Source organism: Billgrantia bachuensis, assembly GCF_011742165.1.
In the GTDB taxonomy this organism is placed as follows: domain Bacteria; phylum Pseudomonadota; class Gammaproteobacteria; order Pseudomonadales; family Halomonadaceae; genus Halomonas; species Halomonas bachuensis.
This window is the reverse complement of sequence record NZ_JAAQTO010000022.1, coordinates 1-17,936: the sequence shown is the minus strand read 5'-3', so window position 1 is coordinate 17,936 and position 17,936 is coordinate 1. Positions and strand designations below refer to the sequence as shown.

Sequence of the window (17,936 nt, the reverse complement as noted above, 5' to 3'; positions counted from 1 at the left end):
TCATTACGGTTTATTGGCCTGTCGTAAGGCCAGACGTGTATATGAAGGAAGGAATCATGACGACAAGAAACTACTATGCTCCCCACGGCGGGCACCCGCCCCAGACCCAACTGCTCTCCGACCGGGCGGTGTTCACCGAGGCCTACGCCTTCATTCCCAAGGGAGTGATGCGTGACATCGTCACCAGCAACCTGCCGTTCTGGGAGGAGACCCGGCTGTGGGTGCTGGCGCGCCCGCTCTCCGGTTTCGCCGAGACCTTCTCGCAGTACATCATGGAAGTGAGCCCCGGCGGCGGCAGCGAGCGCCCCGAGCTCGACCCCGCTGCCGAAGGCGTGCTGTTCGTGGTGGAAGGCGAGATGACACTGACCATCGCCGGCGAGCGCCACGAGATGACGCCAGGCGGCTATGCCTTCCTGCCTCCGGGTTGTCACTGGCAGCTGCGTAACGAATCCAATGCGCCGGTGCGCTTCCATTGGGTGCGCAAGGCCTATGAATACGTCGAGGGCATTGAGGTGCCGCCGGCGTTCGTGGTCAACGAGAATGATCTCGAGCCCAACCCGATGCCCGGCACCGAGGGGCGCTGGGCCACCACGCGCTTCGTCGACCCGGCCGACGTGCGCCACGACATGCACGTCAACATCGTCACCTTCCAGCCGGGGGCGGTGATCCCCTTCGACGAGACCCACGTCATGGAGCACGGTCTCTACGTGCTCGAGGGCAAGGCGGTCTATCACCTCAATCAGGATTGGGTCGAGGTCGAGGCGGGCGATTTCATGTGGCTGCGCGCCTTCTGCCCGCAGGCTTGCTACGCCGGCGGCCCGGGGCCGTTCCGCTATTTGCTCTATAAAGACGTAAACCGCCACGCGGCGCTTCGTTTGGGTGCTCGTTGAAAGGGGCTGACCCGTTGCTGTAGCGACGCCGCTCGAGGCTGATCCGGCGACAGGGTTTCGAGGGGGCGCTGTGACCCCCTGGGCGCTACCTACGCCATCCCTGGCGTCGGACCCCCTCTCCACCCTGTCCCCGGCGCCTCTCGCTCGGATGGGCTTTAATAAAGGCCTGGGAAATGGAGTCTATATGCTTGAACTCAAAGCCGAGCCGTTGACGCCTGAGGCCTTCGCGCCGTTCGGCGACGTCATCGACACGCGTACGGCGGATTACTTTCACATCAACGCCGGACGCACCCGGCGCTACCACGACCTGGCCAGGGTCGAGACCCTGGGCGAGCAGGCGAGGGCGCTGATCAGCATCTTCGTCAGCCAGCCGATTACACTGCCGCTGGAGCTCGATTTCCTCGAGCGTCATCCCCAGGGCAGCCAGGCCTTCATGCCGCTGCACGAGGAGCGCTTCGTGATCGTCGTGGCGCCGCCGGGAGATAGCATCGACCCGGCCGAGGTGCGTGCCTTCGTCACCGACGGCCGCCAAGGTGTGAACTACCGCGCCGGCACTTGGCACGCCATCCAGTCGGTGCTGGAGCGTGAAGGGGAGTTCCTGGTCGTCGATCGTGGCGGCGAGGGCAACAACTGCGACGAGTACCCGCTGGCGCTACGGGTCGTTCTGGCATAAGGGGCCTGGGCTGACGATACGCCCATGGGAACTCGGCGAGCCTTCCGGCCGGAGGCTCGCCGGGAAGGTCAATGGCGGGGCCGGTTGATGGCGGCGATGGCATCGCCGGTATGCTGGACGTGGTCCGCCAGCAGGCGTCGGGCGAGATCGCTGTCCCGGGCCTTGAGGGCCTCCAGGATGTCGCGGTGCTCACGCGTGGACTCCTCCCAGCGGCCGATATGATCCAGCGCCAGGTAGCGTGCCCGTTCCAGCCGCCCCAGCAGGCTACGATGAGTCTCCTCGAGGACAGGGTTCTTGGCCCCGGCCACGATCAATCCGTGAATCCGCTGGTTGAGTTCGAAGTAAGCGTTCCGGTCGCCCTTCTCCAGCAGCCGCTCCAGGCGTTCCTGAAGACTCTCCAGTCGCTTGAGTTCGGTGTTGGTTATGCGGCGGGCAGCCAGGCTGGCGGCCAGGCTCTCGAGCCCGGCCTCCACCTCGAAGAGATGCTCCAGCTCCTGCGGCTCGATCAGCGAGACCTGGGCATTGCGGTTGCGCCGCAGTGTCACCAGGCCGTCGGCGGCCAGCATCTTCAGGGCCTCGCGCAGCGGCGTGCGGGAAATGCCGAGCTGCTCGCACAGCTCCGGCTCGATCAGCCGCTGGCCAGGTGCGAGGCGGCCGTGGACGATCAAGTCGTGCAGCGCCTCATAGGCTTCCTCTGCCAGCGAGGGAGTCGTGATGCGTCGTCGCCCGAGCAAGGCGGCACCTTCCATTGTCATGTCATCCATTCCTCTCTGCTGAGGAGACGAGCCGATTGTCTCCGAATTATCGATCGCGACACAATCAGCCGACCGTTGACACGGGCTCGGCCGTGCGCCGTCCCACGAGCCTGGCAAGCGCCTCGGGAAGTCCCTGGCAGGGTTTCTCGGGAGGCGGTGCGAAGCTGCCGGCGGTGGGGGCGGAGGCGCCAAGATCGACCATCGCCTGGGCCTGTCGCAGGGCGCAGGTGACGCCGTCCAGGGCCGGCACCGGCAAGCGGGCGGCGACGCTGCGGGCCAGGCCAGCCAAGGGGGCACCGGCAAGAATCAGCACGTCGGCCCCATCGTCCTGCACCGCCCGTTCCGCCAGGGCGATCAAGCGTTGGCCCTGATCCTCCTGCACGCGGCCGATATGCGCCAAGGGCTCATCGAGGGCACGAATGCTGGCCAACCGCTCGCTGAAGCCGTAGGCGGCGATGGTTTCCCGGTACCAGGCCTGGATGCGTTGAGAGATGGCAATGACGGAGAAACGGTTGCCTCGCTGGCAGGCGCTGACCAGCGCCGACTCGGTCATGCCCACCACCGGGATCGGCAGTATCTCACGCAACGCTGCCAGGCCGGGATCGCCGAAGGCCGCCACCACGACTGCATCATGCTCTGCATAGTGCTCGGCCGCCACTTGCATGGCGGCATAGCCGCCGATCTGCGCCTCGGCGCGCGTTTCGATGTAGGCCACTCCGAACGGAGCGGTGGCCATGGTCAGCTCGGTCCCCGGTCGAATGCTGCGGCGCGCCTCGGACTCGATCAGGCGGGTCACGTCGCCTGAAATATTGGGGTTGATGACCAGGAGTTTCATGGCGTGTTCCTTCAATCGTTATGGTTATGGTGCGATGGCTAGTAGCCCAGGACGCGGGGCAGCCAGGTGACGAGGCCCGGGAAGGCGATGCAGGCGATCAGCACCGCGTACTGAAAGACGATGAAAGGCCATGCACTCTTCATCAGTTCGTTGAGGCTGATCTTGGAAATGCCGCACATCACGAACAGCAGCACGCCCACCGGCGGCGTCATCATGCCCACCACCAGGTTCATCACGAACAGGAAGCCGAACAGCAGCGGGTCGATGCCGTAAGCCAGGGCGATCGGTGCCAGCAGCGGCACCAGCATGATGTAGGCGGCGTTGGACTCGATGAACATTCCCACGCCGATCAGCAGCGCCATCACCAGCAGCAGGAACACCAGCGGATCCTGGGTGAAATTTTGCAGCCAATCGGTCAACTGCATGGGAATCAGGTCGAGAGTGAAGGCGAAGGTCATGGTGGAGGCGAAGGCGATCAGGGCGCCCACCATGGCGGCGGTGACGGCGGCGTTGAACATCGCCCGGGGAAGGTCGGCGAGGCGCAGCTGGCGAGTCACGAAGAAGCCGATGACCAGGGCGTAGACCACGGCGATGGCGGCTCCTTCGGTGGGGGTGAAGGCACCCGCCACGATGCCGCCGACGACCACGATCGGCATCAACAGGATGGGTAGGGCACGCCAGGTCTGCACCAGCACGTGCTTGAGCCCGATGGCTCCGCCGGCCAGCGGGTAGCGGCGGCGCAGGGAGATGAAGCTGGCCAGCCCCATGAAACCGAGCGCAAGGATGATCCCCGGGATTACGCCGGCCATGAACAGACCGCCTACCGAGACCGAGGAACCGGCCATCAGGGCATAGACGATCATGGCATTGCTGGGCGGGATGATGGCGCCGAGGTTGGCTGCCGAAGCGACGACGGCGCTGCTGTAGCCGGTACCGTACTGCTGGCGCATGGACGGCACCAGGGAGCTGCCGAGGGCGCTGGCGCTGGCAACGGCGGCGCCGCTCACGGCGGCCAGCACCATGCCGGCGACGATGGCCACATGAGCCAGGCCGCCGTGCACGCGGCCGACCAGAGAATTGGCGAAATCCACCAGTCGCTGCAGGATGCCGGCAGCCACCATCAGTTCGCCCGCCAGCATGAACAGCGGAATGGCCATGAGGGGGAAGCTATTGACCGAGTGCATCATGCGTTGGGGCAGGACCGTGAAATCCAGGCCTCCCACATACAGACCCAACAATGAGGCGACACCCAGGGCGAAGGCCAGCGGCATGCGCAGCAGGGCGAGCCCCAGGAAGGAGAAGACGATGGCCGGGGTCATGAGGACGCTCCTTCATATCGTTCGGGCGCGCTGGGAAGTGGCTCCAGCCCCAGGGCCTGGGCAACTAGATGCAGGCAGCTGTGGCCGGCGCAGACCACCACGGCGAGGTAGAAGACGGCGGCGGTGATCGGTAGCGTCGGCATCAGCTCCTGCCATTTGCTGATCGCGGCGGCGAGGCTGATCCAGAACAGCGCGGCCATCAGGGCGGCGCCCAGCCAGGCCATCAGCCGTGCGAGTAGCCGTTGCAGCGAATCGGGGAAGTGGGACATCAGGGCATCGATGCCCACGTGAATGCCGACCTTGATGCCGTGGGGAATGGCCAGGAAGATCGCCCACACGAAGCACAGCCGGGAGAGTTCATCGGCGGAGTCGATGGAGCTCGACAGCACGTAGCGGCTGAATACCTGGGCCGAGACCAGCAGCGTCATCATGCCCATGGCGACCAGGATGGCGTAGTAGGACGTCCGGTCGAGAAGCGCCAGCCCCTGCAGGAAGTGGCGCTTGACCGGGCTGGAGGCACTCGCCTCCAGCCGTTGCCAGGCGGGTGTCATGCGTCGAGCTCCGCGAGGACCTGGTCGACGATCTCGGCGCCGATCTTCTCGCGCAGGTCGCCGATGACGTCATGGCTGGCCTCACGCAGGGCGGCGCGGGTCTCGTCGCTGATGGGGGTGAACTCCATGCCGCGTTCGATCAGCGTCTGACGCGCCGCATCGTCCTCTTCGGCGGCGGTCTGGCGCTGCCAGGCGACCGCCTCTTCCATCGCCGCGCGTACCGCCTGCCGGTGCTCCTCGCTCAGGCTCATGAACGTATCGCGGTTGGTCACGACCACGATGAAGTCGTAGAAGTGCCCGCTGTCGGAGAGATACTGCTGCACCTCGTCCATGCGCTTGGTGCTGATGATGCTGTAGGGATTCTCCTGCCCATCCAGTACGCCCTGTTGCAGCGCCCCATAGACTTCGTTGATATCCATCGACACCGGGCTCGCGCCGATGGCACGGAAGGTGTCCAGGTGGGTCTCGTTGGGCTGCAGGCGGATCTTGAGCCCCTCGAAGTCCTCGATGGTTTCGAGCGGGCGCTCACTATTGGTGACATGGCGGAAACCCAGCTCCATGTAGCCCAGCGCGGTAAAGCCCTTTTCAGCCAGCTTCTCGTCGAGCATTTCCCCCACCTCGCCGTCGATCAGCGCGAAGGCTTCTTCACGGCTGTCGAAGGCAAACGGCAGACTCAGCGCTTCCAGCTCGGGCACGGTGCGCGAGAGGTAGGAGATGCCGATCCAGGTGCCGGCAATGGATCCTGTACTGACCTGATCGACGTTCTCGCTGGCACCGCCCAATTGCATGTTGGGAAACAGCTGGGCGTTCAGATCGCCGTCGGTGCGTTCGGCGAGGGCGTCACGAAAGACCTCCATGGCGCGGCTGCTGGAGTGATCGTCGGTGAAGTTACCGCTGAATCGCAGGGTTTCGGCGCTGGCCAGTAGCGGGGCTCCAAGGCCCAGCGCCAGCAAGACCGTAGCGGAGCGACGGGCAAGGCGGGTTGTTGTTGTCATCCGAGCTTCTCTCTCTTCACGTTTGGGTGGACGTCGCCCGTCGATCCGGGGCGACTCTTATGAACCTTAGGTCAAAATCTAACAGAATACAAAATACCGGATACCAGATTTTTTATTTACAAATAAAATCAGAAAGTTAGTTATTGAAATTACCTGTTTTTCGACAGTTCTTCGGTTTTCTGACTTGCAATCCTTGGCGGCTGTGCAAGGCTATGGTCGTGCCTGGATACAGTATACCGAATACCAAAAACAACCCGGAGTTCACCATGGAACGCACGCTGCTCGGCATGCTGACGCCGTCTTCCAATACCGTGCTGGAGCCCTTCACCGCCGCCCTCCTGCGCGACCTTTTCCCCGACGTCACGGCTCACTTCCAACGCTTTACCGTCCGCGAGATTTCCATGCGCGACGAAGCCCTGTCCCAGTTCGACCCCTCGGCACTGCTGGAGGCGGCAGGGCTGCTCAACGATGCGCACATGGATGTCATCGCCTGGAGCGGCACCTCGGCCAGCTGGCTGGGGTTCGAGTCCGACCGCAGGCTGTGTGCTGCCATCACCGAAGCCACCGGGGTACCGGCCACCACCAGCGTACTGGCCCTCAACGAGGCCTTGGCGCGTACCGGCGTGACGCGGCTGGGCCTGGTGACGCCCTACCTGGACGACATCCAGTCGGCGATCGTCGCCAACTATGCCGCCGAGGGTGTCGAGGTGATCGCCGAGCGTCATCTGAATGACCGCGGCAACTTTTCCTTCTCCGAATACGACGAGACGACGCTGGCCGGGCTCGTGCGTGAAGTGGCCAGGGCCGAGCCCGAGGCCATCGCCATTCTTTGCACCAACCTGCGCGGGGCGGGAATCGTCCCGGCGCTGGAGCAGGAGATCGGCATTCCCATCTACGACTCGGTGAGCGTGACGGTGTGGAAGTCGTTGGCGCTGGCCGGGGTGGATCCCGCGCGAATCTCCTGCTGGGGCCAGCTGTTCCAGGATCCGCGCCTAGGCGTGTGAGGACTCAGGATTCGCGCCTCGGCGCGCATGGACAGGGACGACCGCATCGCAATGCAACGCATCGGCAACACCCACCAACAACAGCAATCACGAGGTGACACCATGCCCCGCAAGGCAACCATCAAGACCCTGGTGCTGGGGGTTTCCCTGGCCAGCGTTCTGGCCGGCGGTCTGGCCCAGGCCGAAACGACCCTGCGCGTGGTCGGCAATTTTTCCGGCAACAAGCTGCACGTGGACGAAGTGGAGCGTCCCTTCTTCGAGGAACTCGGCGGGCGCGACGACATGACGGTGGTCTACAACACCATGGATGCCATCGGCGTGGAGGCGGCGGATGCGCTGCGTAACCTCCGCTCAGGGGCCTTCGACGTGATGTCGGTGCAGATCGGCATGGCGTCCCGCGACGAGCCCTTCTTCGAGGGCATCGATCTGGCCGGCGTCTCGCCGGACCTGGACGCCCAGCGCGAGGCCGTCGACGCGGTGCGCGAGGCTTTCGATGCCCGGTTGCAATCCCGTTTCAACGCCAAGCTGATGACGCTGTGGCCCTTCGGGCCGCAGATGATGTTCTGCAACGGCGACATCGACGACGTCGGCGATCTCTCGGGTAAGAAGGTGCGCGTCTTCACTCCGTCCATGTCGCGGCTGGTGGAAGGGCTCGGCGCCACTCCAGTCACGCTGCAGTTCAGCGAGGTCTACCTGGCGCTGCAACGCGGCGTGGCCGACTGCGGGGTCACGGCGCCTTCCGCCGGCAACAACGGCAAGTGGCCCGAGGTGACCGATACCTTCGTGCCGCTGCCGCTCTCCTACTCGGTGCAGGGCCATTTCATGAACCTGGACACCTGGAACCGCTTCGACGAAGCGCAGCAACAGGCCTTGACGGAGGCCTTCGCGCGGCTGGAGGAGCAGATGTGGGAGCTGGCCTACGAGGTCAATGACGATGCCATCGCCTGCAACACCGGCCAGGCGGAGTGTTCACGGCACGAGGCCTATGACATGGCGCTAGTGGATATCGATTCCGATTCGCGCGCGCTGGTGGAGTCGATCACCCAGGAAGCCGTCCTGCCCGTATGGGCCGAGAGCTGCAGCGCTCAGTACGACGGCTGCGTCGAGGTCTGGAACGAGACGGTGGGGCAGGCCGCGGGCATGTCCGTTTCCCAGTAAGCCACTGCCTTGCCCCGGCCGCCTGGGGGTGGCCGGGGCGACATGGAGAAATGCGATGGTTACACCGCATCCTTATCGGCTGGCCCGCGGGCTGGCCCATGGCGCCGCGATTGCCGCCGGCTATGCCGCGCTCGGATTGTCGCTGCTGATCACCTTCGAGGTGATCGCCCGCAAGCTGTTCCACTTTTCCCTGCAGGGTGTCGATGAGATCGGCGGCTACGTGCTGGCCATCGGCGTCTCGTTCAGCTTCGCCTACGCGCTGTTGCACCGTGCGCATACCCGCGTCGATGTGCTGTTGACCCGCCTGCCTCGGCTGCTGCAGGCGCCGCTCAACGTCGTCGCGATGGTAATGCTGGCGGCTTTCTCGTCCTTCATGCTGTGGCGCGCCATCGAGACGCTCGAGGAGACACTGGAATTCGGCAGTCTTGCCAGCACGCCGCTGCAGACGCCGCTGTGGATTCCGCAGAGCCTGTGGGTAGTGGGGCTCGGGGTGTTCTGTGTGCTGACCCTGCTGCTGGCGGCTCACGCCCTGGGGCTTCTGGTCACCGGCCGGCTGGTCGCACTGGATCGCGAGTACGGCCCGCGCTCTACCGACGACGAACTGAGCGAGGCGCGCAAGGATTACGGCAGCGATATCACCACCGAGCCAGGGAGGGCCACGTCATGATCGGCGCCTTCGAGGTCATGATCGGCTTTATCGCCATGCTGGGCATGATGGCGGCCGGCATCCACGTTGCCGTGGCGATCTTCACCGTCGCCACCCTGGGCACCCTGATGTACCTGAGTGTCCCGTTGCTCTTCTCCTTCGGCGACACGCTGTGGGGAACGCTCAACGACTTCATCCTGACGGCCATTCCGCTGTTCATCCTGCTTGGCGAGCTGCTCCTGCGCAGCGGCATCACGGAGCGCATGTACAGCGCCTTGTCGGTATGGCTCGATCGCCTGCCCGGTGGCCTGTTGCACACCAACATCGGCGCCTCTTCGGTGTTCGCCGCCATGTCCGGCTCCTCGGTGGCGACGGCCGCCACCATCGGCACGGTGGCGCTACCGGCCTTCGCCGAGCGCGGCTACAGCGAGCGGCTGGCGCTGGGTACCCTGGCCGCCGGGGCGACGCTGGGCATCCTGATACCGCCGAGCATCAACATGATCATCTACGGCGCGATCACCAATACCTCGATCGGCAAGCTGTTCATCGCCGGGATCCTGCCGGGGCTGGCGCTGGCGGGCGCCTTCATGCTCACCATCATGGCCTTCGCCTTGATGAGGCCAGGAGTGGTGGGCAAGGCCTCCGAGCGGGCGTCGCTGCGTGATCGCCTGGCTTCGCTGGTGGACCTGCTGCCGCCGGCATTCGTCTTTGCGATCGTCATCGGCAGCATCTACAGCGGCTGGGCCACTCCCACCGAGGCGGCTGCTCTGGGGGTGATCGCCGCACTGGGCCTGGCGGTCTGGAATCGCAAGCTGACCTTTCGAATGTTGCACGAGTGCTTTCTCTCCATGGCTCGCACCACGGCCATGATCATGCTGATCATCGTGGCGGCCTTCTTCCTCAACTACGTCGTCGGCATCCTGGGCATACCCACCACCCTGACCCGCTGGGTGGCCGACCTGGGTCTCACGCCCTTCGGGCTGATCCTGGCGCTGGTGGTCTTCTACCTGGTGCTGGGCTGTTTCCTCGAGACCCTGTCGATGATGATCGCCACCGTGCCGATCGTGGTGCCCATGGTCGTCCAGTTCGGCTTCGACCCGGTGTGGTTCGGCATCTTCCTCGTGGTGATGATGGAAATCTCGCTGATCACCCCGCCCATCGGCATGAACCTCTACGTGGTGCAAGGCGTGCGCGGGCGCGGCTCCATCACCGACGTGATGGTCGGCAGCCTGCCGTTCCTGGCCATCATGCTGCTGTTCGTGCTGTTGATCATTCTCTGGCCCGGCCTGGTGCTCTGGCTTCCCGACGCCATGGGCTGACCCCGGCGACAACCACAAGGTATGTGACATGACACGCTTCGATACCCTGATCAAGAACGGCCGCATCATCACCGCGGCCGACAGCTACGACGCCGATATCGGCATCAAGGACGGGCGCATCGTCGCCCTGGGGCAGGGCCTGGAGGGGGCCGACGAGGTCATCGATGCCCAGGGGCTATGGGTGATGCCGGGCGGCATCGATGCCCATTGCCACCTGGACCAGCCCCTCGGCGACGGCGCAGTGATGGCCGACGACTTCCTGACCGGCACCCGCTCGGCGGCCTGCGGCGGCACCACCACGGTGATTCCCTTCGCTGCCCAGCAGAAGGGCCAGAGCCTGCGCGCTGCGGTGGAGGATTACCACCGGCGCAGCGAAGGCAAGGCGCTGGTGGACTACGCCTTCCACATGATCGTGACCGACCCTACCGAGACGGTGCTCAAGGAGGAACTGCCGGCCCTGATCCAGGAGGGCTACAGCTCGTTCAAGATCTACCTGACCTACGACGACCTAAAGCTCAACGATCGCGAGGTGCTCGAGGTGCTGGCCATGGCGCGCCGTGAGGGCGGCATGGTGATGGTGCATGCCGAGAATGCCGACTGCATCGCTTACCTGACCGAGCTGCTGGAGTCGCAGGGCAAGACGGCGCCGTACTTTCATAGCGAGGCCCACTCGGCGATCGCCGAACGGGAGGCGACCCACCGCGCCATTTCCCTGGCCGAACTGATCGACGTGCCGATCCTGATCGTGCACGTCTCCGGTCCCGAGGCCATCGAACAGATCCGCTGGGCTCAGGGGCGAGGTCTTCGGGTCTATGGCGAGACGTGCCCTCAGTATCTGATGCTGACCGCCGAGGACCTGGACCAGGAGGGCTTCGAGGGAGCCAAGTGCGTGTGCAGCCCTCCGCCCCGAGATCCCAAGGCCCAGGAGGCGGTCTGGCAGGCGCTGGAGAATGGCGTCTTCCAGGTCTTCTCCTCGGATCACGCCCCGTTTCGCTACGATGATCCGCAGGGCAAGAAGCTGCACGGGGAGGACGCCGCCTTCCACCATGTTCCCAACGGCATACCGGGGCTGGAAACGCGCCTTGCGATCCTGTTCTCGGAAGGCGTCGTCAAGCAGCGCATCGACGCCACCCGCTTCGTGGCGCTCACCGCCACCAATCCGGCCAAGATCTACGGCCTCTACCCGCGCAAGGGCACCATCGCCATCGGCAGCGACGCCGACCTGACCCTATGGGACAGCGAAGCGAAGATGACGGTGCGCAATGAAGCCTTGCATCACGCGGTGGACTACACCCCTTATGAGGGACTGGAGCTCACCGGCCGCCCGATGCTGACCCTGTGCCGAGGTCGGGTGGTATCACGTGGCGGCGAACCCATGGTCGACGCGGGTCACGGCCGCTTCCTCAAGTGCGACAAGCCGCAGCCCGCCAGGCCCCGCGGCTCGGCCAAAGGGTTCTAGGTCATGATCGACACGATAAAGGCCGCGACCGAACGCTTGCTGAGCGCCTATCCGCCGGGGCGCATGGTCCCGGTTCCCGATGACTTGCCTCTCACCGATGAGGGTGAGGCCTATGCCATCCAGGCCAGGGTGGCGGCCTCGCTGGGTACGCCTTGCGGCTGGAAGCTGGGAGGCATTGTCCGCGGCGAGGCGCCACGCTACTCGCGGCTATTCAGCGAGCTGTGTCGGCCATCGCCGGCTTGCTTCTCCCATGACGAGTTTCACCGGGTCTATCTCGAACCGGAGCTGGCCGTGGTGCTGGCCGAGCCGATCCCGGCCCGCGATGCGCCGTACGGCCTGGAGGAGGTGGCCGCCTGCATCGCCAGCCTGCATGCCGCCATCGAACTGGTCGACAGTCGCTTCGATGCTTGGCCCGTGGTGCCGCCGCTGTGGCAGCTCGCTGACGGGCTGAGCCACGGTGCCTTCGTGCTCGGCAGCGGTACGTCGCCGAATGGTCTTGGCCGGATGCGTGACGCCGCTTACCGGCTCTGCCTCGACGACGAGGAAGTACTGGCAGGCGAGGGAGACCATCCCGGAGGCGATCCGGCCGAGCTGCTGACGAGCATGATCAACGCACGGATCCGTGCCAGCGGCGAGGGTTTCGCCGCCGGTGAGGTCTTTACCACCGGCACCTTCGCGGGTGTGATCCCGATGTTACCGGGGCAGCGAGCCTCTCTGAGCTTCATGGGAATCGGCGAGGTGGTCCTGGACCTGATCTGAATCTTCCTTAGCCGACTAGTGAGTTTTCGTTAGGCCAAGCTGTTAATTCGGCTTGGTTTTTTTGCCTTTGGGAATTTATATGAAAATATTTTTCAGAAAATATTGACGCAACGCGTGCCGACTTCTAATCTCGGTATACAGAAATATTTTCCAAAAATAATCTGGTCGCCACTCACGGGAGGAACCGTCATGGCTCGAATGACCGCAGCAGAGGCCGCCGTTCACGTGCTTCGCAAGGAAGGCATCGATATCGCCTTCGGCGTGCCCGGCGCCGCCATCAATCCGTTCTATGCCGCCCTGCGCAAGGTCGGCGGTGTCGATCACGTGCTGGCCCGCCATGTCGAAGGGGCGTCGCACATGGCCGAGGGCTATACCCGTACCAAGGCCGGCAATATCGGCGTCTGCATCGGCACCTCCGGTCCCGCCGGCACCGATATGATCACCGGGCTCTACTCGGCCAGCGCGGATTCCATCCCGATCCTGTGCATCACCGGCCAGGCGCCGCGCGCCAAGCTGCACAAGGAGGATTTCCAGGCGGTCGATATCCAGGCCATCGCCGGGCCGGTGACCAAGTGGGCGGTCACCGTGCTGGAGCCGGCCCAGGTGCCGCGCGCTTTCCAGCAGGCTTTCCAGCTGATGCGCTCTTCGCGCCCCGGCCCGGTGCTGATCGACCTGCCGATCGACGTGCAGTTGAGCGAGATCGAATTCGACCCGGACACCTACGAGCCGCTGCCGGCCTACAAGCCCAGCGCCTCACGGGCCCAGGTCGAGAAGGCCATGGCCATGCTCGACGAGGCCGAGCGCCCGTTGCTGGTTGCCGGCGGAGGCATCATTAACGCCGATGCCAGCGAGCTGCTGGTCGAGTTCGCCGAACTCACCGGTGTGCCGGTCATCCCCACGCTGATGGGCTGGGGCAGTATCGCCGACGACCATCCGCTGATGGCCGGCATGGTGGGGCTGCAAACCTCGCATCGCTACGGCAACGCCACGCTGCTCGAATCCGACTTCGTGATGGGCATCGGTAATCGCTGGGCCAACCGCCACACCGGCAACCTCGAGACCTATACCAAGGGGCGCAAGTTCGTCCACGTCGACATCGAGCCGACCCAGATCGGGCGCATCTTCGGCCCCGATTACGGCATCGTCTCCGACGCCAAGGCGGCGCTCGAGCTGTTCGTCGAGATCGCTCGCGAGCGGAAGGCAGCGGGCACGCTCAAGGATCGCAGCGCTTGGGCCGAGTCCTGCCAGGAGCGCAAGCGTACCCTGCTGCGCAAGACCCACTTCGACGAGGTGCCGGTCAAGCCGCAGCGGGTCTACGAGGAGATGAACAAGGTCTTCGGCAAGAACACCCGCTACGTCAGCACCATCGGCCTGTCGCAGATCGCCGGCGCCCAGTTCCTGCACGTCTACAAGCCGCGCCACTGGATCAACTGCGGCCAGGCGGGCCCGTTGGGCTGGACCATTCCCGCCGCGCTCGGCGTGTGCAAGGCCGACCCGGAGGCCGAAGTGGTCGCGCTCTCGGGCGACTACGACTTCCAGTTCATGGTCGAAGAGCTCGCTGCCGGCGCCCAGTTCAAGCTGCCCTACATCCACGTGCTGGTGAACAACTCCTACCTGGGGCTGATTCGCCAGGCCCAGCGCGGCTTCGACATGGACTACTGCGTGCAGCTCTCGTTCGAGAACGTCAACTGCCCCGAGATCAACGACTACGGCGTCGATCACGTCTCGGTGGTGGAGGGGCTCGGCTGCAAGGCGCTGCGCGTGACCCAGCCCGACCAAATCGCACCGGCGCTTGAGGAGGCGAAAGCCCTGATGCGCGAACATCGTGTGCCGGTGGTGGTGGAAATCATCCTCGAGCGGGTGACCAATATCGCCATGGGTACCGACCTCGACGGCATCAACGAGTTCGAGGCCCTGGCCGAGAACAGCGCGGATGCCCCGACCTCGATCGCGGCTCTCACCTGACACACTGCGCCGCATCATCGTGGGGACGATGGCGCGGCGTCGTCATATATCGACAATACATATAGAGGGAGACCCAAATGCCCAAGTTTGCCGCCAACCTCAGCATGCTGTTCACCGAGGAGGATTTCCTCGACCGCTTCAAGGCCGCCGCCGAGGCCGGCTTCAAGGGGGTTGAGTATCTCTTTCCTTATGACTACACGGCTGTCGAACTCAAAGCGCTTCTCGACGAGCACGGCTTGACCCAGGTGCTGCACAACCTGCCGGCGGGCGACTGGGGCGCCGGTGAGCGAGGCATCGCCTGTCATCCGGATCGCGTCGAGGAGTTCCGCGCCGGGGTCGTCAAGGCCATCGACTACGCCACCGTGCTCGGCTGCAAGCAGGTCAACTGCCTGGCCGGCATCCAGCCCCAAGGCGTGAGCCTGGAGCAGGCGCGCCGCACCCTGGTCGACAACCTGCGTTTCGCCGCCGACAAGCTCGAGGCCGCCGGGATCCTGCTGCTGGCCGAGCCGATCAACACTCGCGACATTCCGGGGTTCTTCCTCAACCGCACGGAACAGGCCCTGGCGATCTTCGACGAGGTCGGCAGTGACAACCTCAAGTTGCAGTACGACATTTACCATATGCAGATCATGGAGGGCGATCTCGCCCCGACCATCGAGAAGCACCTGGGCCGTATCGCTCACGTTCAACTGGCCGACAACCCGGGGCGCCACGAGCCGGGAACCGGCGAGATCAATTACCCGTTCCTGTTCGCCCACCTCGACCGGCTGGGCTACGACGGCTGGATCGGCTGCGAGTACAAGCCGGCCACGACAACCCAAGAAGGTCTGGGCTGGCTGGATCGGTGAAACGCTGTTGCGCTCGGCATCTCGGCCGCCGGCGGTGCTCGCAATCCTCATTGAGCACCCAGTCAACTCCGGTTGCTGCGCGCCGGCGGCGGCCGACCTGCCTTCGCTCACGACGCGTTTCAGAACGTTTGCCTACGATCACCACAAAGACAAGCTGAAAGGAGAACCATCATGAGCAAGATCGGTTTCATTGGCCTTGGCATCATGGGTCGTCCCATGGCGGGGCATCTGCTGGATGCCGGCCACGAACTCGTCACCGTCAAGCGCGGCACCCTGGACGCCACCCTGGCCGAGAAGGGCATGCGCGAGCTCGACAGTCCCCGCGCCGTGGCCGAGCAGGCCGAGGTCGTCATCACCATGGTGCCGGACACTCCCGACGTCGAGCAGGTGCTGTTCGGCGAGGGCGGCGTCATCGAAGGGCTCAAGCCCGGCACCCTGGTCATCGACATGAGCTCCATCGCGCCCATCGCCACCCAGGGCTTCGCCAAGCGCATCCATGAGGCCGGCGGCGAATACGTCGATGCGCCGGTTTCAGGTGGTGAGGGCGGCGCCATCAACGCGGCGCTGACCATCATGGTGGGGGCCACCGAAGAGGGCTTCTCGCGTGCCAAGCCGATCCTCGAGGTGATGGGCAAGACCATCACCCACATCGGCGGTCATGGCGCCGGCCAGACCTGCAAGGTGGCCAACCAGATCGTCGTCGCCCTGACCATCGAGGCGGTGGCTGAAGGGCTGTTGTTCGCCTCGAGGGCGGGCGCCGACGTGGCCAAGGTGCGCGAATCGCTGCTCGGCGGCCTGGCCCAGTCGAAGATCCTCGACGTGCACGGCGAGCGCATGATCAAGCGTACCTTCGACCCGGGCTTCAAGATCAAGCTACACCAGAAGGATCTCAATCTGGCGCTGGAAGGCGCACGCAGCCTCGACCTGGCACTGCCCGGCACCGCCAACGCCCAGCAGCTGTTCCAGGCCTGTGTCGCCCATGGCGGCGAAGACTGGGATCACGCCGGCATCCTGCGCGCGCTGGAGGCGCTGGCCGCTCACGAGGTGGGCAGCTGATTCGCGTTCGATGAGGAGGCACCATTCGGCCTGCCAGTCGCGCAGACGCTGAGCCGATATTTCCCTCCTGGTGGGCGTCGGGTCGTCGCCCACCATCAAGCCGCACCCGGTGTGGCTTTTACCCGGCGTCGGGATCCCCGGCTGGACCCCGCCCGCCGTCGGGCTTTTTTCTCACCTTCCCGGCTGTTACCGTCGAAGCCTATCGCCCTGCGAGGTGTGCCCAAGATGACTCCCCAACTCCCTCCCTTCGATCCCGAGCTGGACGTGGCGGATTGGTTGCGCCGCCTCGCCGATGTTGCCATCGCCGCCGTGCATCCCGACACGCTGGTGGCCGACTTGCTGCCCGACCCGCCGCCAGGGCGCACCGTGGTGGTGGGGGCGGGCAAGGCTGCAGCTGCGATGGCCGCCGCGCTGGAGCGCGCCTGGCAGGAGCGCTGTCCCGATGCGCCGCTCTCCGGCCTGGTAGTCACCCGCTATGGGCATGGGGCCGATTGCGACGTGATCGAAGTGCTCGAGGCCTCCCACCCGATGCCCGACGACCTGGGCGAAAAGGCGGCCCGACGCATGCTCGAGGCGGTGACGGCGCTCGGCGAGGACGATCGCGTGATCGCGCTGATTTCCGGCGGCGGCTCGGCGCTGATGACGCTGCCGGCCGAGGGCATCACACTTGCCGACAAGCAGGCGATCAATCGCGAGCTGCTGCGCTGCGGCGCGCCGATCGGCCAGATGAACACCGTGCGCCGCCACCTCTCGGCGATCAAGGGCGGCCGCCTGGCTGCGGCGGCGCATCCGGCCCAGGTGGTGACCTGGCTGATTTCCGACATTCCCGGCGACGTGGCCACGCAGATCGCCTCGGGGCCGACCCTGCCCGACCGCTCGACCCCGGCCGATGCGCTGGCGGTGCTCGAGCGTTACGCCATCGAAGTACCGGCGCACGTACGCCAGCATCTCGAGCGGGACACCTCGGCCCCCTCGCCCGACGACGAAGCTTTCGAGCGCGACGACAGCGTGACCCTGGCGCGAGCCCACGACGCTCTGGAAGCCGCCAGGAACGCGGTGGAAGAGGCCGGGGTGATAGTACGCGTGCTGGGCGACGACCTGGAGGGCGAGGCTTGCGAGCTGGGCCGTGCCCAGGCACGCATGGCGCTGGAGGCACGCGACGAGATCGCCACGCCGCTGCTGATTCTCTCCGGTGGCGAAACCAGCGTCACCGTGCGCGGAGATGGACGCGGCGGGCGCAACGTGGAGTACTTGCTGGGGCTGTTCGAAGCGCTGGAAGGGGCTGCGGGAATTCACGCCCTGGCCATCGATACCGACGGCATCGATGGCTCCGAGGACAATGCCGGTGCGCTGTTCTCTCCTGACGACTGGGTCCGTGCCCGTGAGCAGGGCCTCGACCCCGCCGATTACCTGTCACGCAACGACGCGTATACTTTCTTCCAGGCGTTGGATCGGCTCATCGTGACCGGGCCGACCCGCACCAACGTCAACGACTTCCGTGCCATCCTGGTCTTGCCGAGGACACCATGACGCTACCGCCCCACGCTCCCATCCACGAACCCATCCGCCGCACCAAGATCGTCGCCACCCTGGGCCCGGCCAGCGACCGCGAGGGCGTGCTGGAGGCAATGCTGCGTACCGGCGTCGACGTGGTGCGGCTCAACTTCTCCCACGGCAGCGCCGCCGACCACCGCCGCCGGCTGA

At 65.2% G+C, this 17,936-nt stretch carries 18 protein-coding genes; 13 read left to right on the top strand and 5 right to left on the bottom strand.

Annotated features, from left to right (window positions below; all coding sequences use genetic code 11):
- The first annotated feature begins 56 nt into the window (after window positions 1–56).
- A complete protein-coding gene (locus HBJ55_RS08780; RefSeq protein WP_167113139.1) occupies window positions 57–890 on the top strand; it encodes a bifunctional allantoicase/(S)-ureidoglycine aminohydrolase in 834 nt (277 codons plus the stop codon).
- 184 nt (window positions 891–1,074) lie between these two features.
- Entirely contained in the window at window positions 1,075–1,563 is a 489-nt protein-coding gene (locus HBJ55_RS08775) for an ureidoglycolate lyase (protein ID WP_167113137.1), read from the top strand.
- Window positions 1,564–1,631: 68 nt separating this feature from the next.
- On the opposite strand, the gene HBJ55_RS08770 is transcribed toward HBJ55_RS08775, so the two are convergent.
- From HBJ55_RS08770 to HBJ55_RS08750, 5 genes are all read right to left on the bottom strand, one after another.
- Window positions 1,632–2,318 (bottom strand): GntR family transcriptional regulator, encoded by a 687-nt coding sequence (locus HBJ55_RS08770; protein WP_240936042.1) that lies wholly within the window; start codon window positions 2,316–2,318, stop codon window positions 1,632–1,634.
- A gap of 64 nt (window positions 2,319–2,382) precedes the next feature.
- Window positions 2,383–3,153 (bottom strand): aspartate/glutamate racemase family protein, encoded by a 771-nt coding sequence (locus HBJ55_RS08765; protein ID WP_167113135.1) that lies wholly within the window; start codon window positions 3,151–3,153, stop codon window positions 2,383–2,385.
- Window positions 3,154–3,191: 38 nt separating this feature from the next.
- Complete coding sequence (locus tag HBJ55_RS08760; RefSeq protein ID WP_149327750.1) at window positions 3,192–4,472, bottom strand: TRAP transporter large permease; 1,281 nt, start codon at window positions 4,470–4,472, stop codon at window positions 3,192–3,194.
- Window positions 4,469–5,023 carry a TRAP transporter small permease gene (locus HBJ55_RS08755; protein WP_167113133.1) on the bottom strand — a complete coding sequence of 185 codons (555 nt, stop codon included), beginning with the start codon at window positions 5,021–5,023 and terminating at the stop codon, window positions 4,469–4,471. The genes HBJ55_RS08760 and HBJ55_RS08755 overlap by 4 nt, the downstream gene beginning before the upstream one ends.
- Window positions 5,020–6,018: a TRAP transporter substrate-binding protein gene (locus HBJ55_RS08750; protein WP_167113131.1), complete on the bottom strand. Its 999-nt coding sequence runs from the start codon at window positions 6,016–6,018 to the stop codon at window positions 5,020–5,022. Before HBJ55_RS08750 ends, HBJ55_RS08755 begins: the two co-directional genes overlap by 4 nt.
- A 266-nt stretch (window positions 6,019–6,284) precedes the next feature.
- Between HBJ55_RS08750 and HBJ55_RS08745 the strand changes: the two genes are divergently transcribed.
- The 11 genes from HBJ55_RS08745 to HBJ55_RS08695 all read left to right on the top strand — a co-directional run.
- Window positions 6,285–7,022 (top strand): maleate cis-trans isomerase family protein, encoded by a 738-nt coding sequence (locus tag HBJ55_RS08745; RefSeq protein WP_167113129.1) that lies wholly within the window; start codon window positions 6,285–6,287, stop codon window positions 7,020–7,022.
- A gap of 102 nt (window positions 7,023–7,124) precedes the next feature.
- Window positions 7,125–8,180 carry a TRAP transporter substrate-binding protein gene (locus tag HBJ55_RS08740; RefSeq protein ID WP_167113127.1) on the top strand — a complete coding sequence of 352 codons (1,056 nt, stop codon included), beginning with the start codon at window positions 7,125–7,127 and terminating at the stop codon, window positions 8,178–8,180.
- A 55-nt stretch (window positions 8,181–8,235) separates the two neighbouring features.
- On the top strand, window positions 8,236–8,847 hold the full coding sequence (locus HBJ55_RS08735) for a TRAP transporter small permease subunit (protein ID WP_149327745.1): 612 nt from the start codon (window positions 8,236–8,238) through the stop codon (window positions 8,845–8,847).
- The gene (locus HBJ55_RS08730) at window positions 8,844–10,145 is read left to right on the top strand and encodes a TRAP transporter large permease (protein WP_149327744.1); all 1,302 of its coding nucleotides are present in this window, start codon (window positions 8,844–8,846) and stop codon (window positions 10,143–10,145) included. Before HBJ55_RS08735 ends, HBJ55_RS08730 begins: the two co-directional genes overlap by 4 nt.
- Window positions 10,146–10,173: 28 nt before the next feature.
- Complete coding sequence (gene hydA, locus HBJ55_RS08725; protein WP_167113125.1) at window positions 10,174–11,604, top strand: dihydropyrimidinase; 1,431 nt, start codon at window positions 10,174–10,176, stop codon at window positions 11,602–11,604.
- Between the two features lie 3 nt (window positions 11,605–11,607).
- Window positions 11,608–12,363 (top strand): 2-keto-4-pentenoate hydratase, encoded by a 756-nt coding sequence (locus HBJ55_RS08720; protein ID WP_167113122.1) that lies wholly within the window; start codon window positions 11,608–11,610, stop codon window positions 12,361–12,363.
- A 189-nt stretch (window positions 12,364–12,552) separates the two neighbouring features.
- Complete coding sequence (gene gcl / locus HBJ55_RS08715; RefSeq protein ID WP_167113120.1) at window positions 12,553–14,328, top strand: glyoxylate carboligase; 1,776 nt, start codon at window positions 12,553–12,555, stop codon at window positions 14,326–14,328.
- A 77-nt stretch (window positions 14,329–14,405) separates the two neighbouring features.
- On the top strand, window positions 14,406–15,176 hold the full coding sequence (gene hyi / locus HBJ55_RS08710) for a hydroxypyruvate isomerase (protein WP_167113118.1): 771 nt from the start codon (window positions 14,406–14,408) through the stop codon (window positions 15,174–15,176).
- 171 nt (window positions 15,177–15,347) lie between these two features.
- Window positions 15,348–16,232, top strand: a complete 885-nt coding sequence (locus HBJ55_RS08705) for a 2-hydroxy-3-oxopropionate reductase (protein WP_167113116.1) — start codon at window positions 15,348–15,350, stop codon at window positions 16,230–16,232.
- 225 nt (window positions 16,233–16,457) lie between these two features.
- Complete coding sequence (locus tag HBJ55_RS08700; RefSeq protein ID WP_167113114.1) at window positions 16,458–17,762, top strand: glycerate kinase type-2 family protein; 1,305 nt, start codon at window positions 16,458–16,460, stop codon at window positions 17,760–17,762.
- On the top strand, window positions 17,759–17,936 hold a 178-nt coding region (locus tag HBJ55_RS08695), incomplete at its 3' end, for a pyruvate kinase (protein WP_240936043.1). The genes HBJ55_RS08700 and HBJ55_RS08695, both read left to right, overlap by 4 nt.

Coding starts and splice junctions, on each gene's coding strand:
- HBJ55_RS08780 (WP_167113139.1), top strand. CDS start 57: ATGACGACAAGAAACTACTATGCTCCCCACGGCGGGCACCCGCCCCAG.
- HBJ55_RS08775 (WP_167113137.1), top strand. CDS start 1,075: ATGCTTGAACTCAAAGCCGAGCCGTTGACGCCTGAGGCCTTCGCGCCG.
- HBJ55_RS08770 (WP_240936042.1), bottom strand. CDS start 2,318: ATGACAATGGAAGGTGCCGCCTTGCTCGGGCGACGACGCATCACGACT.
- HBJ55_RS08765 (WP_167113135.1), bottom strand. CDS start 3,153: ATGAAACTCCTGGTCATCAACCCCAATATTTCAGGCGACGTGACCCGC.
- HBJ55_RS08760 (WP_149327750.1), bottom strand. CDS start 4,472: ATGACCCCGGCCATCGTCTTCTCCTTCCTGGGGCTCGCCCTGCTGCGC.
- HBJ55_RS08755 (WP_167113133.1), bottom strand. CDS start 5,023: ATGACACCCGCCTGGCAACGGCTGGAGGCGAGTGCCTCCAGCCCGGTC.
- HBJ55_RS08750 (WP_167113131.1), bottom strand. CDS start 6,018: ATGACAACAACAACCCGCCTTGCCCGTCGCTCCGCTACGGTCTTGCTG.
- HBJ55_RS08745 (WP_167113129.1), top strand. CDS start 6,285: ATGGAACGCACGCTGCTCGGCATGCTGACGCCGTCTTCCAATACCGTG.
- HBJ55_RS08740 (WP_167113127.1), top strand. CDS start 7,125: ATGCCCCGCAAGGCAACCATCAAGACCCTGGTGCTGGGGGTTTCCCTG.
- HBJ55_RS08735 (WP_149327745.1), top strand. CDS start 8,236: ATGGTTACACCGCATCCTTATCGGCTGGCCCGCGGGCTGGCCCATGGC.
- HBJ55_RS08730 (WP_149327744.1), top strand. CDS start 8,844: ATGATCGGCGCCTTCGAGGTCATGATCGGCTTTATCGCCATGCTGGGC.
- hydA (WP_167113125.1), top strand. CDS start 10,174: ATGACACGCTTCGATACCCTGATCAAGAACGGCCGCATCATCACCGCG.
- HBJ55_RS08720 (WP_167113122.1), top strand. CDS start 11,608: ATGATCGACACGATAAAGGCCGCGACCGAACGCTTGCTGAGCGCCTAT.
- gcl (WP_167113120.1), top strand. CDS start 12,553: ATGGCTCGAATGACCGCAGCAGAGGCCGCCGTTCACGTGCTTCGCAAG.
- hyi (WP_167113118.1), top strand. CDS start 14,406: ATGCCCAAGTTTGCCGCCAACCTCAGCATGCTGTTCACCGAGGAGGAT.
- HBJ55_RS08705 (WP_167113116.1), top strand. CDS start 15,348: ATGAGCAAGATCGGTTTCATTGGCCTTGGCATCATGGGTCGTCCCATG.
- HBJ55_RS08700 (WP_167113114.1), top strand. CDS start 16,458: ATGACTCCCCAACTCCCTCCCTTCGATCCCGAGCTGGACGTGGCGGAT.